The following is a 14759-nucleotide window of genomic DNA, read 5'->3' as shown; positions in this document are numbered from 1 at the left end:
GGGTTCCGTCACTTTTGCCGGGCCGGTGCGCTGACTGTCGGTTTGCCGGACGGTGACCCGTCGGCCAGCCTTACCTGGCGACGGAAGGAGGGTCGTTGTCGATCATCGAGTTGGGCGAGATTCGCGACGAGCCCCTGTCGGCGTCTCCGGTTCGCCGCCCGCGCGCCGTCGGTCGCCCGCTGCGCAGCGCGACTGTGCTGTTCCTCAGCCTGGTGGTGCTGGCCGGTGCCGCGCCGACAACGCGGCGAACGGTGAGCGTGGTGCCGGCGTCGCGGACGGCCACCGCGTACCTGGCCGGGGACGCCGTCTTCGTGGTCGATCCGCCGACACCCGACGGGGACCGGTACCTGACCGCGTACGCCCGACCGGCGGCGAACGGCACCGGGGTGCGGCGGCGGTGGCAGGCGCCGCTGGCCCGCACCGGTGACTACCTCGACGTCCGGGTCGAGCACGGGTTGGTGCTGGCGATGGCGGTCAGGGCCCCCAACCGGCTGTTCCAGACCACCGCCTTCGACACCGCGACGGGCCGGCAACGCTGGCAGCATCCCGGTGCCCCCCAGCCGACACCCGGCGGTGGCCTGCTGGTGACCAATGGCCGGGAGGACGGGTCGGGCGCGATGAGCGGGGTCGAGCCCGACACCGGCCTGGTGCTCTGGTCGCTGCCGATCCCGCCGGCCGCCAGCCCCACCTACCACCTCACTCCGGAGGGGCAGGTCGACCGGTTCGTGCTCCTGCAACCGACCGGCGAGGTGCAGGTGTACGACGCCGGCACCGGCCAGCTGCTGCGCAGCATCGACACGCTGCCCGGTGACCGGTCGGCGTACCAGCGGGTGCAGATCGTCGACGACCTGCTGCTGCTCGTCCCGCCGGGCAGCACCCGGCTGGTGAGCTTCGGGCTGACCGAGTTGGAGCCACTGTGGACTGCGGAGGTGACGCTGGTGTCGCATGTGCTCGAATGCGGCGGTCTGCTCTGCGCGGTACCGCAGACCGGCGGCCTCCAGGTGCTCGACCCGGCCACCGGCTCGGTGCGGTGGTCGGAACCGGGCCAGGACGTCCTGGCCGACGTCCGGTACGGTCGGCTGCTGATGGCCAGGCCCGGCCAGGGGTACGCGGTGCGGGACGCGGCCACCGGGCAGGTACGGACCGAACTGGGCGCGTGGAGTCTGATGCCGGTGCTACGGCCGGACGACCCGCTGGTCGGTGTGCGGCGGGGTGACGACGGTCGGATGGTCGTCGCCGAACTGGACCTGGTGGCCGGCCGAACACGCATCGTCGACGTGCTGCCGGGCATCGCCGGCAGTTGTCAGGCGTCCCTGCCGGTGCTGCTCTGCCAGCGCCTCGACGGCACTACCGCTCTGTGGAGGTTGACGCGGTGACCGACTCGGTGATCGACCTCGGCGAGCTGCGGGACGACAGGGACCCGGAGTCGACGCCGCGCCCACCTCGCGCTCACGGTCGCCCGCTGCGCTGCGCGCTGGTCGTGGTGCTCGCGCTGGTCACGCTCGCCGCGTCCGCCGTCGTACCGCCCCGGCCGGCCCCGGTGACACTGCCGGGCCGGCCCGGGTCCGATGTCATGATCGATGGTGACCTTCTCCTGGTCATGGAACCGGCCATCACCGAAGCGCGGCAGGCGCGGCTGGCCGCGTATCGAATGCCCGGCATCGAGCAGGTCTGGCAGGTGACGCTGCCGGCGGAGGCTCAGTACTGGGGGATGACGCCGCTGGCCGGAATGCTGCTGGCCACCGGGTACGAGATCGGCCCGGAGGGTCGGGAGACACTCACCGTCGCACTGGACCGGGCGACCGGGGCGTACCGGTGGCAGCAGCCGGGCGCCGTCTCCAAGCTGATCGACGGCAATCTGCTGCTGCGCAGCGGCGGCGAGACCGTACCGTCCAGTTTGCGCGCTGTGGATCCGTGCTGCGGCACCGTGCGTTGGGAGCAATCCGGCCTCAGCGCCGACATGAGGGTGCGGGACACCGGGCTCGGGGTGGACCGGGTGGTGCTCAACCAGGTGGACGGGCCGGTCGAGGTACGCGACGCGATCACCGGCGCGGTGCTGGCCCGCGCCGACCTGCGCCCACCCGACGGCGGTCGGATCGGACTGGACCTGACCAAGGACCTGCTGCTGTCCATCGACAGAGGCTCGGGCACCGTCACCGCGTACGAGCTGGACCAGCTCAAGCCCCGCTGGACCCGCGCCAGGGTGCACATCGACTTCGCGCTGGACTGCGGCCCCGTCCTGTGTCTGCGCACCGGCAACAACGAACTACAGGCGCTCGACCCGGCAACCGGCGAGGTGCGCTGGCGCAGCAGCCAGTGGGGGTGGGCCTGGCCGGCCGACGGCCGGCTGTTGGCCAACCTCAGCGGTGTCGGTCCGTCGGAGCAGTACGTCGTGCTCGATGCGCTGACCGGCCAGCAGTTGGCCGACCTGGGCCGGTGGGAGCTGTACCAACTCGGTGCCGGCGGCCGGCTGTTCGGCCTACGCCGGCATCCCGACGGAGGGATGCTCGTCGGTGAGCTGGACATCGCCGCCGGGAAGGTGCACATCCTGGACGTGCTGCCCGATGTCACCGGGGGGTGTCAGGCGGTCACCGGCTACCTGGTGTGCGTCGCCACCACGACCGGCTCGTACCAACTCTGGAAACTGACCGACTGATCACCAGTTCGCCTGGGTGGCCGGCGGGGGCAGCGGCACCGACGCGGGCCGCAGCACGTACGCCACCCCGCCGCTGCCGCGTTGCCAGACCGCCTCGAACCCCTGTCGGGGCACTGTGCGACGGACCGCGTCGTCGTCCGGGGCGTACGGGTCGTTGAGCACCGGGTCGCCGTCGGCGGTGAAGCCGACCAGCACCATCAGGTGCCCACCGGTGTCGTACCCGAGCCCCGGCACCTCGTCGGCCCGGAACGCGGCGGAGACGATCAGCGGGATGCCGGCGGCGACGAACGACTCCGCCTCGGCCAGCGACCGCAGCCGGGTGACGAACGCGTCCACCCCGTGCAGACCGGCGTACGCGGTGTTGAACGGCCAGTTGCCGGCCCCGGCGTACGCGTGGTCGTAGCAGTGCCGGGCGGCGTGCACCACCACCGGACGTGGGCCGGACGGCTCCACCCAGGCGTAGCGGTCCGGCGTCGGCTCGGCGCCCCAGTAGGCGAGCACCATCGAGGTGCAGGTGGGGCTGCACCAGGAGTCCCCGCCACCACCCCACTGCGGGTACTGGCCGGCGTGCAGCCGCTGCGAGTAGCGGGGCACGTCCAGCACCCGACCCCAGGCGGCGGACGAGACGGGCTTCCCCGCGTACCAGTGGTCGGCCGTCGTGGGGCCGGTGGCGACCGCGCCGATGCTGCGCAGCACCGGGCCGGTCGGGCCGCCGGCGGGCCGGCACAAGGTCACCCGCGTCTGCCAACCGGTAACCGTCGCTCCGGTCACGATCAGGGTGTCGGTGTCGACACGGGCGGCACTGTCGCGCTGTCCGGGCAGCGACGTGCGCCGTACCGTGTGGTCGCCGGCGGCCCAGCGGGCCAGCCGGTACCAGTCGGTGCTCGGCGCGTCGTCGTTCCAGCCGCGCAGGTCGACCTCGATCCAGCAGTCGTCCGGGGTGTCGGCCGTCCAGGACGGCACCACCTCGGCGATGGCGAAGCCGACAGGTACCGGCGGCGACGTCCAGGTGCCCCGTTCGGCGACGCCGTCGAGGACGAGCCCTCGACCGCTGGGGCGCAGGCCGTCGCCGCTGCCGCTGGTCGTGTCGTCCGGCAGGTGAAAACCCCGGTAGGCGATGTCCCGCCGGGTGGGTGGTGCCGCAGTGGTCATGCCAGTCCGTCCGTCGTTCGGTGCCGCCGGCCAGCATCGCGTACGCCGCGGTGGCCCGCAACGCCGGCCGGCGCGGCCGGCGAGGGACGATGGTTGCCGGCCGGCACTAGGTTGTCGGTGGTCAGCAGCGAGGAGGCCGGGATGCGGGTACTGGTGGTCGAGGACGAGCGCAACCTCGCCGACGCGATCGCACGGGGGTTGCGCAAGCGGGGGATGGCGGTCGACGTGGCGTACGACGGCGACGCCGGCCACGAGGCGGCGTTCATCACCCGGTACGACGTGGTGGTGCTCGACCGCGACCTGCCGGGTGTGCACGGCGACCAGATCTGCGCCGACCTGGCGGCCTCCGGCGCGTTGACCCGGGTGCTGATGCTCACCGCCAGCGGCACTGTGGCCGATCGGGTGGAGGGGTTGCAGCTCGGCGCGGACGACTACCTGCCCAAGCCGTTCGCCTTCGACGAGCTGGTCGCCCGGGTGCAGGCGCTGGGCCGGCGGGCCACCCCGGCCGCTCCGCCGGTGCTCGAACTGGCCGACCTGGTGCTCGACCCGGCTCGCCGGGTGGCCACCCGGGCCGGGGTGCCGGTGGACCTCACCAACAAGGAGTTCGGGGTGCTCTGCGAACTGCTCAAGGCGCGTGGCGCGGTGGTCTCCAGTGAGGAGCTGCTGGAACGGGTCTGGGACGCGAACACCGACCCGTTCACCACCATCGTCCGGGTCACGGTGATGACGCTGCGCAAGAAGCTCGGTGACCCGCCGTTGATCGAGACGGTGGTCGGGGCGGGCTACCGCACCGCCGAGGTAGGCGCATGAGCCGCCGGCTGCGACCCACCCTGCGGCTGCGGCTGACACTTCTCAACGGGGTGCTGCTGATCGGGGCCGGAGCGATCCTGGTGTTGCTGGCCTGGCTGCTGGTCCGCGACGCGTTGCGCCCCACCGACGAGTTGGTGCCCGGCACGATCGTGCTGCTGTCCGACGGCCGGCAGATGGACGCCGCCCAGTGGCAGCGGCAGTTGGTCGATGCCGCCTCCGGGGAGCTGCTGGCCAAGGGCCTGGTCGCGCTGTTGGCGATCAGCGTGGTCGGGGTGGCCGGCGCGTACGCGGTGGCCGGTCGCGCGCTGCGCCCACTGCACCAGGTCACGGCGACCGCCCAGCGGCTCGGTGAGGCGACGCTGGACCAGCGGATCGGCTACTCGGGAGCCGATGACGAGGTGGCCGAGCTGGCCAAGACGTTCGACGCCATGCTGGACCGGATCGCGTCCGCCTTCGAGGCCCAGAAGCGTTTCGTGGCGAACGCCTCGCACGAGCTACGTACCCCGCTCGCCGTCATGCGGACGGAGATCGACGTGACGCTCAGCGACGACGACGCGGACACCGCCGAGTACCGACGGATGGCGACAGTGGTCCGCGACGCCTCCGAGCGGGCCAACGGCCTGGTGGACGCGCTGCTGGTGCTGGCCCGCAGTGAGGCGCAGACCGGGCGGCAGCTGGGCCGGCGTACCGAGTGTGACCTCGCCGCGGGCACCGCCAACGCCCTGTCGGCGATGCGCCGCGAGGTGGAACGGATCGGCTTGCGGGTGCAGACGTCGCTGGAGTCCGCGCCGGTCGTCGGTGACCCGGGGCTGCTCGACCGGCTGGCCGGAAACCTGATCGAGAACGCGGTCCGCTACAACCACCTGCACGGTCGGCTCTGGGTGCGCACCGGCACCGACGGTGACCGGTCCTGGCTGGTGGTGGGCAACACCGGGTTCGAGGTGGACCAGGCCGACGTGCCGGGGCTGTTCGAGCCGTTCCGCCGTGGTGGCCGGGAACGCACCGGGGCCCGTGGCTCCGGCCTGGGGCTGTCCATCGTCCGAGCGGTGTGTGCCGCGCACGGCGGCACCGTACGGGTGGTCGCGCAGGCCGGTGGTGGCCTTGAGGTGACTGTCACCCTGCCGTCGTCGGACGCCCCGGTGGTGCCCGGAACGGTGTCCGCCGCCGGCTGATCGGGGTTGCGCGCCACGCTCGACCGGTGGCAAGATCGCGTCGTCAGCTCGGAGAGTGAAAGGGGGGTGCGTCGATGTCCATCAGTCAAGGCTCCGCACCCCGGGTCCTCGCAGGCTGACCCCCGGCGGCGGAGCGTCCCCATCCGAAGATGGCGAGACCACCGTGTGTCCACGGATCCGCAACATCAGGTTCGACTGCCACGACACGTACACCCTGGCCGGCTTCTGGTCGGCGGTGCCCGGCTACGCCCGGCTCCCGGAGGACGTTCCGGGTGACCCGGAAGCCGCCCTGCCGACCACTGTGGAGGACCAAGCATGAGTTCGACGATCCACAACATCAGCATCGACTGTCACGACACGTACGCACTCGCCGGCTTCTGGGCGCAGGTCTTCGACTGCCCCCGGCATCCCGACGACTTCCCCGGCGACCCGGAGGCGATGCTCCTGCCGCCGGGCGGCCCGGAGGTGCTGTTCCTCGCGGTGCCCGAGGGCAAGACGGTGAAGAACCGGCTGCACCTCGACCTGCAACCCGCTGACCGGAGCCGGGCCGAGGAGGTCGAGCGGCTGCTCGGTATCGGCGCGACGCTCGTCGCCGACCACGTCGGCCCGACCGGTGGTGGTTGGGTGGTGCTCGCCGACCCGGAGGGCAACGAGTTCTGCGTGCTCGGCAACGCGGCCGAGCGGGCGGCCGCCGCGGCGGCGCGGGCCGCGGCAGCGGCTGCCGAACCGGCCTAGCCGTCGACGTACGACACCGGGCACCGGCCACCCTCGCGTGGCCGGTGCCCGGTGCCACGCTGCCGGGTCGGGACGTGACCGCGAGATTCAGGCAGTGGCCGGGCCGTGCCGTGGCGCGGGTGACTGGACGAAGGCCGTCGCACCCTCGTACTCCGCGACCGGGGCGGCGCCGACATGCTCGTACTCGAGCAGGAGCAGGCCCTTCGCCGTCGCTTCGTGGTGAACCAGTCGGAAGCCGACGGATGCGCTGGGATGGTCGAGCAGCCGCCGCCCGGAACCGGCCACGGCGGGGGCGACGACGAGCCGGAGTGTGTCGACGAGGCCGGCCGACAACAGAGCCTTGCCGAGTTGTGCGCTCCCGTGGATCTGGAGCTCCCGTCCGGGCCGGGCCTTGAGCTCCCCGACGGTGTGGACCGGGTTGCCCCGGAGCAGCGTCGTCGGGTGCCAACTACCTGCCGCGAGGGTGTTGGTCACCACGTACTTCGGTAGTGAGTTCATGCGTTCGGTGAACGGATCGTCCGGGTCGGTGATCTGCGGCCAGTCCCGGGCGAACGCCTCGTAGGTCCGTCGTCCGAGCAGCAGACCGTCGGCGAGATCCAACCAGTCGGAGGTCCGACGGACGAAGACCTCGTCCAGGTAGGGCACGAGCCAGCCGCCGCTGGTGAATTCGTCGCTCGTGTCCTCGGTCGGCGAGCCGGGCCCCTGGCTGACGCCGTCGAGAGTGACGAACTGGGTAAGGACGAGCTTCACAGCGCCCCCTGGCTCTCGGCGAGCCCGGCGAGTTGTTCGGTGACCGAGCCCCAGCCGTCCGCGAAGCCGATCTTCTCGTGAAGGTCACGAGCGGCGGGATCACCGTGGCGGACGATGATCCGGTAGTCGGTGCCGTCCGGGTGGTCCTTCATGGTGATCTCCGCCGTCATCGGAACCGGGGTGGGGTTCGCCGGCCGCCAGGAGCTGTCGATCACGTTGGTGAACACGATCCGTTCGAGGTCGTCGACGACGAGGAAGCACGCGTCGAGGTGCGGGACGAACTCCACCCCGTCGTCGCTCAGCCGGGTCACGAGTGCGCCACCGGGCCGGACGTCCAAACGATCGACGCGGCACAGGGCCGGCGCCGGTATCCACCACTTCTCGAAGCGGGACGGGTCGGTCCAGGCACTCCACACGGCGGCGCGAGGGGCGCGGATGACCCGCGCCATGGTCAGGTCCAGGTCGGGATTCATTGCTGGTTCTCCTGCTCATCGGTGACGAGGCGTTCCAGGCGGTCCGTGCGCTCTTCCCAGGTCCGGCGCTGCTCCGCGAGCCAGTCGTCGACGACGGCGAGGCGCTCGCGGTTGAGCGCGCAGGTGCGCACCCGGCCGGACTTGGTCGTGTAGATCAGTCCGTTCGACTCGAGCGTCCGCACGTGCTTCATGAACGAGGGGAGGGTCATCGGACATTCGCGGGCGAGGTCGCCGACGCTCGTCGGACCGTGGCCGAGGCGTCGGATGACCCAGCGCCGGGTCGGGTCAGCGAGGGCGAGGAACACGCCGTCGAGCTGCGCCGAATACTGTGCCATAAGGCTAAGTGTTCCTCGGGGGTGACACTTAGCGCAAGGGCAAAGTATTGGCGGGCCGCAGGGGGTGGCTGCCACAACGACGGCGGCTGGTCGGACGTGCTTCAGAAAGCAGCGGGCCCCGGCCACCCGAGGGTGGCCGGGGCCCCGGTCTCGTACGGATCAGGACTGCTGCTCGACCTGGCCCCGGATCGTGGTGAACTCGGCCTTCGCCTGGTCGGCGGACTTGAAGTACATCACCACCATGCCCAGACTGCCCCGGTCGGCCCAGACGCAGATGCCCAGCGGCACGGTGTCGGCCTTGCCGTCGCCGCAACGCGCCTCGCCGCCGAGCGGGCCGGCGTCGACGGCCGTCATCGCGTCAACCGTCAGCTGCTTGGACAGGCCATCCACATAGGAGTCGAGCTCCTTCTTCGGGTCCGACAGCAGCCCGGACACGCCAGCGATCATGACGAGGTCCTGCTTGGTCGGGTCGCCGTAGAAGGCGGCGACGGTGCTCGTCTCGTTCCCCGCCGCCGTCTTCATCCCGGCGACCGCCTGCTCGGCGGCCGTCAGGAGCTCCGGGTTGGTGAGCTTCGGCCGGCCGGCGAGGGTGGCCGGCGCGACCACCCGGGTCTTGCTGGCGTCCACCACGGCACCCACGTCGTCCTTGACGACGAGCCAGGTGACCGCCGCGCCGCCGACGCAGAGCACCAGCACCACTGCCAACACGATCAGCACGATCTTGCCGACGTTCGACTTCTTCGCCGGGGGAGGGCTGCCGACCAGGTTCGGGTCACCGTAGGGCTGCCCAGGCTGCGCGGGCGGGAAGCCCGGTTGCGCGGGCGGGAACCCACCGGGCTGCTGCGGCTGTCCCTGCTGCTGCGGCGGCGGCCAGCCGCCAGGCTGCTGGCCCGGCTGCTGCGACGGGTCGGGGGAATCGTGCGGCGAGCCGTAGGGATTGGCCGGCGGCTGGGACATCAGTCAGCTCCAAGATGGGGGTGCAAAACGCGTGATCCTAACCCGACGCGGCGGCCGCCGTCGTCCCCGCGGAAACCCCATGCCGCAGCCGTCTGATCACAAACGGTCGCGGTGGTCGGTCCGTCCATCGGGGACGGTCCGACCACCGCGACTGTGGTGCTGCGATCTCGTCAGGCTGGCAGGCTCGCCGCACCCGGCGGCAGGAACCGCTGGCCGGTGACCCGCTCGGAGGTGCCGGTCCGGTCCAGGTACGGCGTGACGCCGCCCAGGTGGAACGGCCAGCCAGCGCCCAGGATCATGCACAGGTCGATGTCCTGCGCCTCGGCGACCACACCCTCGTCCAGCATCAGCCGGATCTCCTGCGCGAGCGCGTCGAGGGCGCTCTGGCGTACCTGCTCGGCGGTCAGCGGCTGGTCACCGACCACGAGCAGCTTGGCGACCTCCTCGTTGACCTGGTCGTCGACCACGAGCGGCTGGCCCGAGTCGGCGATCCGCCTGAGGTTCTCGCTGACGGAGAACCGGTCCGGGTACGCGGCGTGCAAAGTGCCGCCCACGTGGTACGCGACGGCCGGCCCGACCAACTGGAGCAGGGCGAGCGGACGCATCGGGAGGCCCAGCGGGTCCAGTGCGCTGTTCGCCACGTCCAGTGGAGTGCCCGCGTCGACGGCGGCGAAGACGGTGCCCAGGAAGCGGGTGAGCAGCCGGTTCACCACGAACGCCGGAGCGTCCTTGACCAGCACGCTCGACTTCTTGAGCTGCTTGCCCACGGCGAACGCGGTTGCCAGGGTGACGTCGTCGGTGCGCTCGCCGCGGACGATCTCCAGCAGCGGCAGCACCGCCACCGGGTTGAAGAAGTGGAAACCGACGACCCGCTCCGGGTGCTCCAACTCGGCGGCCATGTCGGTGATCGACAGCGAGCTGGTGTTGGTGGCGAGCACCGCCTCCGGCGAGACGATCTTCTCCAACTCGGCCCAGACCTGCTTCTTGACGCCCAGGTCCTCGAAGACCGCCTCGATGACGAAGTCCGCGTCGGCGAAGGCGCTCTTGTCGACGGTGCCGCTGACCAGGCCGTACAGCTTGGCGGCGGTGCCCTTGTCCATCCGGCCCTTGGTGACGGCCTTCTCGATCTGGGTGTGCACGTAGCCGACGCCCTTGTCCACCCGGGACTGGTCGAGGTCGGTCATCACCACCGGCACCTGGAGGCGGCGGGCGAACAGCAGCGCCAGTTGGCTGGCCATCAGACCCGCGCCGACGATGCCGACCTTGGTGATCGTGCGGGCCAGGCCCTTGTCCGGTGCGCCGGCCGGGCGCTTGGCCCGCCGCTGCACCAGGTCGAACGCGTACAGGCCGCTGCGCAGCTCCTCGGAGAAGACCAGGTCCGCGAGGGCCTCGTCCTCGGCGGCGGTGCCGGCGGCGAAGTCGCCGTCCTTCGCCGTCTCCAGCAGGTCGAGCGCCTTGTACGCGGCCGGGACCGCGCCGTGCAGCCGCTGGTTCAGCGTCTCCCGGGCGAAGTAGAGCACGCCGGCCCACATGTCCTTGTCGACCTCGGGCCGGGTCACTGTGACCTGACCCCGGACCACGCCGGCAGCCCACTCCAGGGACCGCTCCAGGAAGTCCGCCGGCTCCAACAGGATGTCCGCGATGCCCAGCTCGGCCGCCTGCTTCGGCTTGAGCATCTTGTTCTGCATCAGCGGGTTCTGGATGATCACCTGGGTTGCGGCGGGGATGCCGATCAGGTTCGGCAGCAACTGGGTGCCACCCCAGCCGGGCACCAGACCGAGCGAGACCTCGGGCAGCGCGAGGGCCGCCGCGCCGCCGGAGAGCGTCCGGTAGTGGCAGTGCAACGCCAATTCCAGGCCACCGCCCATCGCCGCGCCGTTGACGAACGCGAAGGTGGGGACGCTGCTGTCCTTGAGCCGGGCGAAGACCCGGTGGCCGAGCCGGCCGATCTCCAGTGCCTGCGCGCGGTCGGCGAGCTGCGGCAGCCCCACGATGTCCGCGCCCACGCAGAAGATGTACGGCTTGCCGGTGACCGCGATGAACGCCGGGTCGGCGGCGAGCGCGGCGGTGATCGCCTCGTCCAGGCTGGCCAGCCCACCCGGGCCGAAGGTGTTCGGCTTGGTGTGGTCGAAGCCGTTGTCCAGCGTGATCAGGGCGGCGGGCCGGTCCAGCCCTGGCACGTTCACCTGGCGCAGCAGCGCTCGGGTGACGACCTCGTTCGGTGCCTTCACTTGTTGCCACCCTCCCAGTGCGGGTTCTCCCAGATGACAGTGCCGCCCATGCCGATGCCGATGCACATCGCCGTGAGGCCGTAGCGGACCTCGGGGTGCTCGGCGAACTGGCGGGCCAGCTGCGTCATCAGCCGCACGCCGGAGGAGGCCAGCGGATGACCGATGGCGATCGCACCACCCCACGTGTTGACCCGCGCGTCGTCGTCGGCGATGCCGAAGTGGTCGAGGAAGGCGAGCACCTGCACGGCGAACGCCTCGTTCAGCTCGAACAGGCCGATGTCGTCGATGCTGAGCCCGGCGAGGCGCAGCGCCTTCTCCGTCGACGGGATCGGGCCGACGCCCATCACCTCCGGCTCGACTCCGACGAAGCCGAACGACACCAGCCGCATGGCGACCGGCAGACCCAGCTCGCGGGCGGTGGCCTCGTCGGCCAGCAGACTCGCTGTGGCGCCGTCGTTCAGGCCGGCCGCGTTGCCCGCGGTGACCTTGCCGTGCGGGCGGAACGGGGTCTTCAGGGTGGCCAGCTTCTCCAGCGAGGTGTCCCGCGGGGCCTCGTCCACAGTGGCCAGACCCCAACCACCCTCGGCGTCGCGGATCGACATCGGCACCAGGTCGTCCTGGAGCTTGCCGTTGGCGTACGCCTTGGCGGTCTTCTGCTGCGAGGCGAGCGCGAACGCGTCGGTGCGTGCCTTGGTGATGTGCGGGACCAGGTCGTGCAGGTTCTCCGCGGTGGAGCCCATCACCAGCGCGGACGGGTCGACCAGCTTCTCCGCGATGATGCGCGGGTTGGGGTCGACGCCCTCACCCATCGGGTGGCGGCCCATGTGCTCGACGCCGCCGGCGATGGCGATGTCGTACGCGCCCATGGCGATGCCGCTGGCCACTGTGGTGACCGCGGTCATCGCCCCCGCGCACATCCGGTCGATGGCGAAGCCGGGAACGGTCTTGGGCAGCCCGGCCAGCAGGGCGGCGGTGCGGCCGATGGTGAGGCCCTGGTCGCCGATCTGGGTGGTGGCCGCGATGGCGACCTCCTCGACCCGTTCCGGGGGCAACTGCGGGTTGCGGCGCAGCAGTTCCCGGATGCAGCGGATCACCAGGTCGTCGGCGCGGGTGTTGGCGTACATGCCACCCGCCTTGCCGAACGGGGTACGGACGCCGTCGACGAAGACGACGTCGCGAACTTCACGGGGCACTTGAGCCTCCTATTCGACCGTGATTCGGCCTTCGCGCCGGGCGGCACGTCGGACCGAACAAGGGTCGGCGACACGGGCACGTTCCCCTCGAATGCTACTCGCCAGTAACCAACCCCGTCCCCACCCCCGCCTGTGGCCCACCCCACACCACCCCGCACTCACCGTTGATCATGAAGTTGTTGTCACGACACGCCGACGCGCAGGGCAACAACTTCATGATCAACAGTGGGTGGGGTGGGTTAGGGGGTGGGGGTTTTGGGGGTTAGGGCCTCGGTGAGGTCGGGGGTGAGGAGGCCGATCTGCCACTCGCGGGCGTTGAGGCCACGCAGGATCTCCGCTACCGACTCCTCGGTGATCTCCTCCGGCGGGGTCCAGGCCAGCCGGCGGACCGAATCCGGAGTGATCAGGTTTTCCGGCGGAAGGTTGTGCTCGCCGGCGATGCGGATCACGACCTCCCGGCAGCGGGCCAGCCGGCCGGCCGCCACCGGGTCCCGCTCGGCCCATCGGTGCGGCGGGGGCGGGCCCTCCACGGCCGGCGAGACCGGCAGGGAATCCTCCGGTAGCTGCCGGGCGTCGTCGAGCGCGGCGAGCCAGGTGCGGGCCAGCCGACGGACCGATCGGCCACCGAAGCCGGGCAGGGTCAGCAGGGTCTTCTCGTCCTTCGGGTCCAACTCGGCCGCGGCGATGATCGCCGAGTCGGGCAGCACCCGACCGGGAGCGGCGTCCCGCCGGGAAGCGATCTGGTCCCGGGCGTACCACATCGAGCGGACCCGGGCCTGCGCCCGCGCCCCTCGCAGCCGGTGGATGCCCGAGGTGCGCCGCCACGGCTCCGCCCGGACCCGGGGCGGACGTGCCCCGGTACGGACCAGCGCGGCGAACTCCTCCGCGGCCCAGGCGGACTTGCCCTGCCGGGTCAACTCGGCGTCCAGCGCGTCGCGCAGGTCGGTGAGCAGCTCCACGTCGAGGGCGGCGTACGTCAACCACGACTCGGGCAGCGGTCGGCTCGACCAGTCGGCCGCCGAGTGGTGCTTCTCCAGGGTGAACCCGAGCAACTGCTCGGTGAGCGCGGCGAGCCCGACGCGTTCGAAGCCGGCCAGCCGAGCCGCCAGCTCGGTGTCGAACAGGCGGCGTGGGCGCAACCCCACCTCGGCCAGGCAGGGCAGATCCTGGCTGGCCGCGTGGAGGACCCACTCGGCCTCACCGATCACCGCGTCCAGCGCGCTGAGGTCGGGCAGGGGCAGCGGGTCGATCAGCGCCGTGCCCGCACCGGCCCGGCGCAGTTGCACCAGGTACGCGCGCTGGCTGTAGCGGTAGCCGGAGGCCCGTTCGGCGTCCAGGGCGACCGGGCCGGTGCCCGCCGCGAAGCGGGCCACGACCTCGGCAAGCTCGGCCGGGGCGGCCACCGGATCGGGGGTGCCGTCACGCGGGGCGATCAGCGGAACGGGCCCACCGTCGGCCGGGTCGGCCCCCTCGCCCGCCGGCTGCGGCTGGGCCGACGGCGGGTGCTGGGGTGCGTTTCCCGGAAGTTCTTCGGTGGGCCGACGGCGCAGGGGTGGTTCGTCGGTCACCTGCCAACCCTAGTGCGCGCGGAGATCCGGCGGGTGCAGCCGGTCCGGCGTGTGTCGATCAGGTGTCCGCAAAGTGTCCTCCCGAGGGCCGAACGTCAGGCTGCGCCGGCCGGGCGGCGGTCGGAGAGGGCTGTGACACCGGGTGGGGGGAGACCGGCGGTGGAGGCGAGCAACGCGCACCAGCCGAGCAGGTGGGGGGTCAGGTCGTCGTCGATCGGCGTCCAGGACGCGCGAATCTCGATGTCACCGATGGTCGGTGGCCCGGCGAGATCGCCGAACCGGGTCGACATGGTCTGCGTCACCGTTCCGCCGATCGCCCGGTGGCCGGCGTCCTGGGCGTCCAACGCGTCGGTCAGCCACGTCCAGCCGACCCCGGGCAGCAGCGGGTCGGCGGCCAGATCGACCTCCAACTCGGCGGTCACGTAGGTGACCAGCCGTAGGGTGCCCTGCCACGCCTCGTGCCCGACCGGGTTGTGCAGCAGGATCAGCCGACCGGTCGCCACCTCGTCGTCGTCGCGCAGCACCGTCGCGGCGAGCGCGAACGCGTACGGGGCCAGCCGCTGGGGGGCGCCGACCTCCTCCAGGGTGATCTCCGGCCGGGGGGCGGCCGACCGCAGCCCGGCGACCGCGCGGGCGAACGTCTCCGGGAGCGCGATCGGGGGGGCCATGTCGGCAGCCTATGCCGCCGTCCGTCGCCCGCTTCGACGGCGCGCCGACGCCCACGAAG

Annotated in this window: 15 protein-coding genes; 6 read left to right on the top strand and 9 right to left on the bottom strand. The window is 71.7% G+C overall.

Annotated elements, in window-relative coordinates; genetic code table 11:
* Positions 1–95 precede the first annotated feature (95 nt).
* Together OG992_RS12725 and OG992_RS12720 are read left to right on the top strand one after the other, a co-directional pair.
* Positions 96–1376 carry a PQQ-binding-like beta-propeller repeat protein gene (locus OG992_RS12725; RefSeq protein WP_266303331.1) on the top strand — a complete coding sequence of 427 codons (1281 nt, stop codon included), beginning with the start codon at positions 96–98 and terminating at the stop codon, positions 1374–1376.
* Positions 1373–2656, top strand: coding sequence for a PQQ-binding-like beta-propeller repeat protein (locus OG992_RS12720; RefSeq protein WP_266303330.1), 1284 nt, complete (start codon positions 1373–1375; stop codon positions 2654–2656). The genes OG992_RS12725 and OG992_RS12720 overlap by 4 nt, the downstream gene beginning before the upstream one ends.
* Here OG992_RS12720 and OG992_RS12715 read toward each other — a convergent pair whose 3' ends face one another.
* Positions 2657–3808, bottom strand: coding sequence for a peptidase C39 family protein (locus OG992_RS12715; RefSeq protein ID WP_266303329.1), 1152 nt, complete (start codon positions 3806–3808; stop codon positions 2657–2659).
* Between the two features lie 141 nt (positions 3809–3949).
* Here OG992_RS12715 and OG992_RS12710 point away from each other — a divergent pair, with 141 nt between their 5' ends.
* The 4 genes from OG992_RS12710 (at position 3950) to OG992_RS12695 (ending at position 6525) form a co-directional block, all read left to right on the top strand.
* Positions 3950–4618: a response regulator transcription factor gene (locus OG992_RS12710; protein ID WP_196921708.1), complete on the top strand. Its 669-nt coding sequence runs from the start codon at positions 3950–3952 to the stop codon at positions 4616–4618.
* Positions 4615–5790 carry a cell wall metabolism sensor histidine kinase WalK gene (locus OG992_RS12705; RefSeq protein WP_238683344.1) on the top strand — a complete coding sequence of 392 codons (1176 nt, stop codon included), beginning with the start codon at positions 4615–4617 and terminating at the stop codon, positions 5788–5790. Before OG992_RS12710 ends, OG992_RS12705 begins: the two co-directional genes overlap by 4 nt.
* 163 nt (positions 5791–5953) lie before the next feature.
* Positions 5954–6109 (top strand): hypothetical protein, encoded by a 156-nt coding sequence (locus tag OG992_RS12700; protein ID WP_266303328.1) that lies wholly within the window; start codon positions 5954–5956, stop codon positions 6107–6109.
* Positions 6106–6525: a VOC family protein gene (locus tag OG992_RS12695; protein WP_238683342.1), complete on the top strand. Its 420-nt coding sequence runs from the start codon at positions 6106–6108 to the stop codon at positions 6523–6525. Before OG992_RS12700 ends, OG992_RS12695 begins: the two co-directional genes overlap by 4 nt.
* Positions 6526–6612: 87 nt before the next feature.
* Here OG992_RS12695 and OG992_RS12690 read toward each other — a convergent pair whose 3' ends face one another.
* From OG992_RS12690 to OG992_RS12655, 8 genes are all read right to left on the bottom strand, one after another.
* Positions 6613–7275 carry a dihydrofolate reductase family protein gene (locus OG992_RS12690; protein WP_266303327.1) on the bottom strand — a complete coding sequence of 221 codons (663 nt, stop codon included), beginning with the start codon at positions 7273–7275 and terminating at the stop codon, positions 6613–6615.
* Positions 7272–7748, bottom strand: a complete 477-nt coding sequence (locus tag OG992_RS12685) for an SRPBCC domain-containing protein (RefSeq protein ID WP_238683340.1) — start codon at positions 7746–7748, stop codon at positions 7272–7274. The genes OG992_RS12690 and OG992_RS12685 overlap by 4 nt, the downstream gene beginning before the upstream one ends.
* Positions 7745–8083 carry a helix-turn-helix transcriptional regulator gene (locus OG992_RS12680; protein WP_238683339.1) on the bottom strand — a complete coding sequence of 113 codons (339 nt, stop codon included), beginning with the start codon at positions 8081–8083 and terminating at the stop codon, positions 7745–7747. The genes OG992_RS12685 and OG992_RS12680 overlap by 4 nt, the downstream gene beginning before the upstream one ends.
* Before the next feature lie 159 nt (positions 8084–8242).
* Positions 8243–9040 carry a hypothetical protein gene (locus tag OG992_RS12675; protein WP_266303326.1) on the bottom strand — a complete coding sequence of 266 codons (798 nt, stop codon included), beginning with the start codon at positions 9038–9040 and terminating at the stop codon, positions 8243–8245.
* Between the two features lie 170 nt (positions 9041–9210).
* On the bottom strand, positions 9211–11271 hold the full coding sequence (locus OG992_RS12670) for a 3-hydroxyacyl-CoA dehydrogenase NAD-binding domain-containing protein (RefSeq protein WP_266303325.1): 2061 nt from the start codon (positions 11269–11271) through the stop codon (positions 9211–9213).
* On the bottom strand, positions 11268–12464 hold the full coding sequence (locus OG992_RS12665) for a thiolase family protein (protein WP_266303324.1): 1197 nt from the start codon (positions 12462–12464) through the stop codon (positions 11268–11270). Before OG992_RS12665 ends, OG992_RS12670 begins: the two co-directional genes overlap by 4 nt.
* 239 nt (positions 12465–12703) lie before the next feature.
* Positions 12704–14032: a ribonuclease D gene (locus tag OG992_RS12660; protein ID WP_266303323.1), complete on the bottom strand. Its 1329-nt coding sequence runs from the start codon at positions 14030–14032 to the stop codon at positions 12704–12706.
* A gap of 95 nt (positions 14033–14127) precedes the next feature.
* Complete coding sequence (locus tag OG992_RS12655) at positions 14128–14700, bottom strand: DUF3000 domain-containing protein (RefSeq protein ID WP_091400652.1); 573 nt, start codon at positions 14698–14700, stop codon at positions 14128–14130.
* Positions 14701–14759: the final 59 nt, after the last annotated feature.

Source organism: Micromonospora sp. NBC_00362 (assembly GCF_026342155.1).
GTDB classification, from domain to species: Bacteria; Actinomycetota; Actinomycetes; order Mycobacteriales; family Micromonosporaceae; genus Micromonospora; species Micromonospora hortensis.
Note: the sequence above shows the minus strand (reverse complement) of the source record. Positions and strands in the feature narration are given on the sequence as shown.

Coding starts and splice junctions, on each gene's coding strand:
- OG992_RS12715 (WP_266303329.1), bottom strand. CDS start 3,808: ATGACCACTGCGGCACCACCCACCCGGCGGGACATCGCCTACCGGGGT.
- OG992_RS12705 (WP_238683344.1), top strand. CDS start 4,615: ATGAGCCGCCGGCTGCGACCCACCCTGCGGCTGCGGCTGACACTTCTC.
- OG992_RS12710 (WP_196921708.1), top strand. CDS start 3,950: ATGCGGGTACTGGTGGTCGAGGACGAGCGCAACCTCGCCGACGCGATC.
- OG992_RS12655 (WP_091400652.1), bottom strand. CDS start 14,700: ATGGCCCCCCCGATCGCGCTCCCGGAGACGTTCGCCCGCGCGGTCGCC.
- OG992_RS12685 (WP_238683340.1), bottom strand. CDS start 7,748: ATGAATCCCGACCTGGACCTGACCATGGCGCGGGTCATCCGCGCCCCT.
- OG992_RS12695 (WP_238683342.1), top strand. CDS start 6,106: ATGAGTTCGACGATCCACAACATCAGCATCGACTGTCACGACACGTAC.
- OG992_RS12680 (WP_238683339.1), bottom strand. CDS start 8,083: ATGGCACAGTATTCGGCGCAGCTCGACGGCGTGTTCCTCGCCCTCGCT.
- OG992_RS12675 (WP_266303326.1), bottom strand. CDS start 9,040: ATGTCCCAGCCGCCGGCCAATCCCTACGGCTCGCCGCACGATTCCCCC.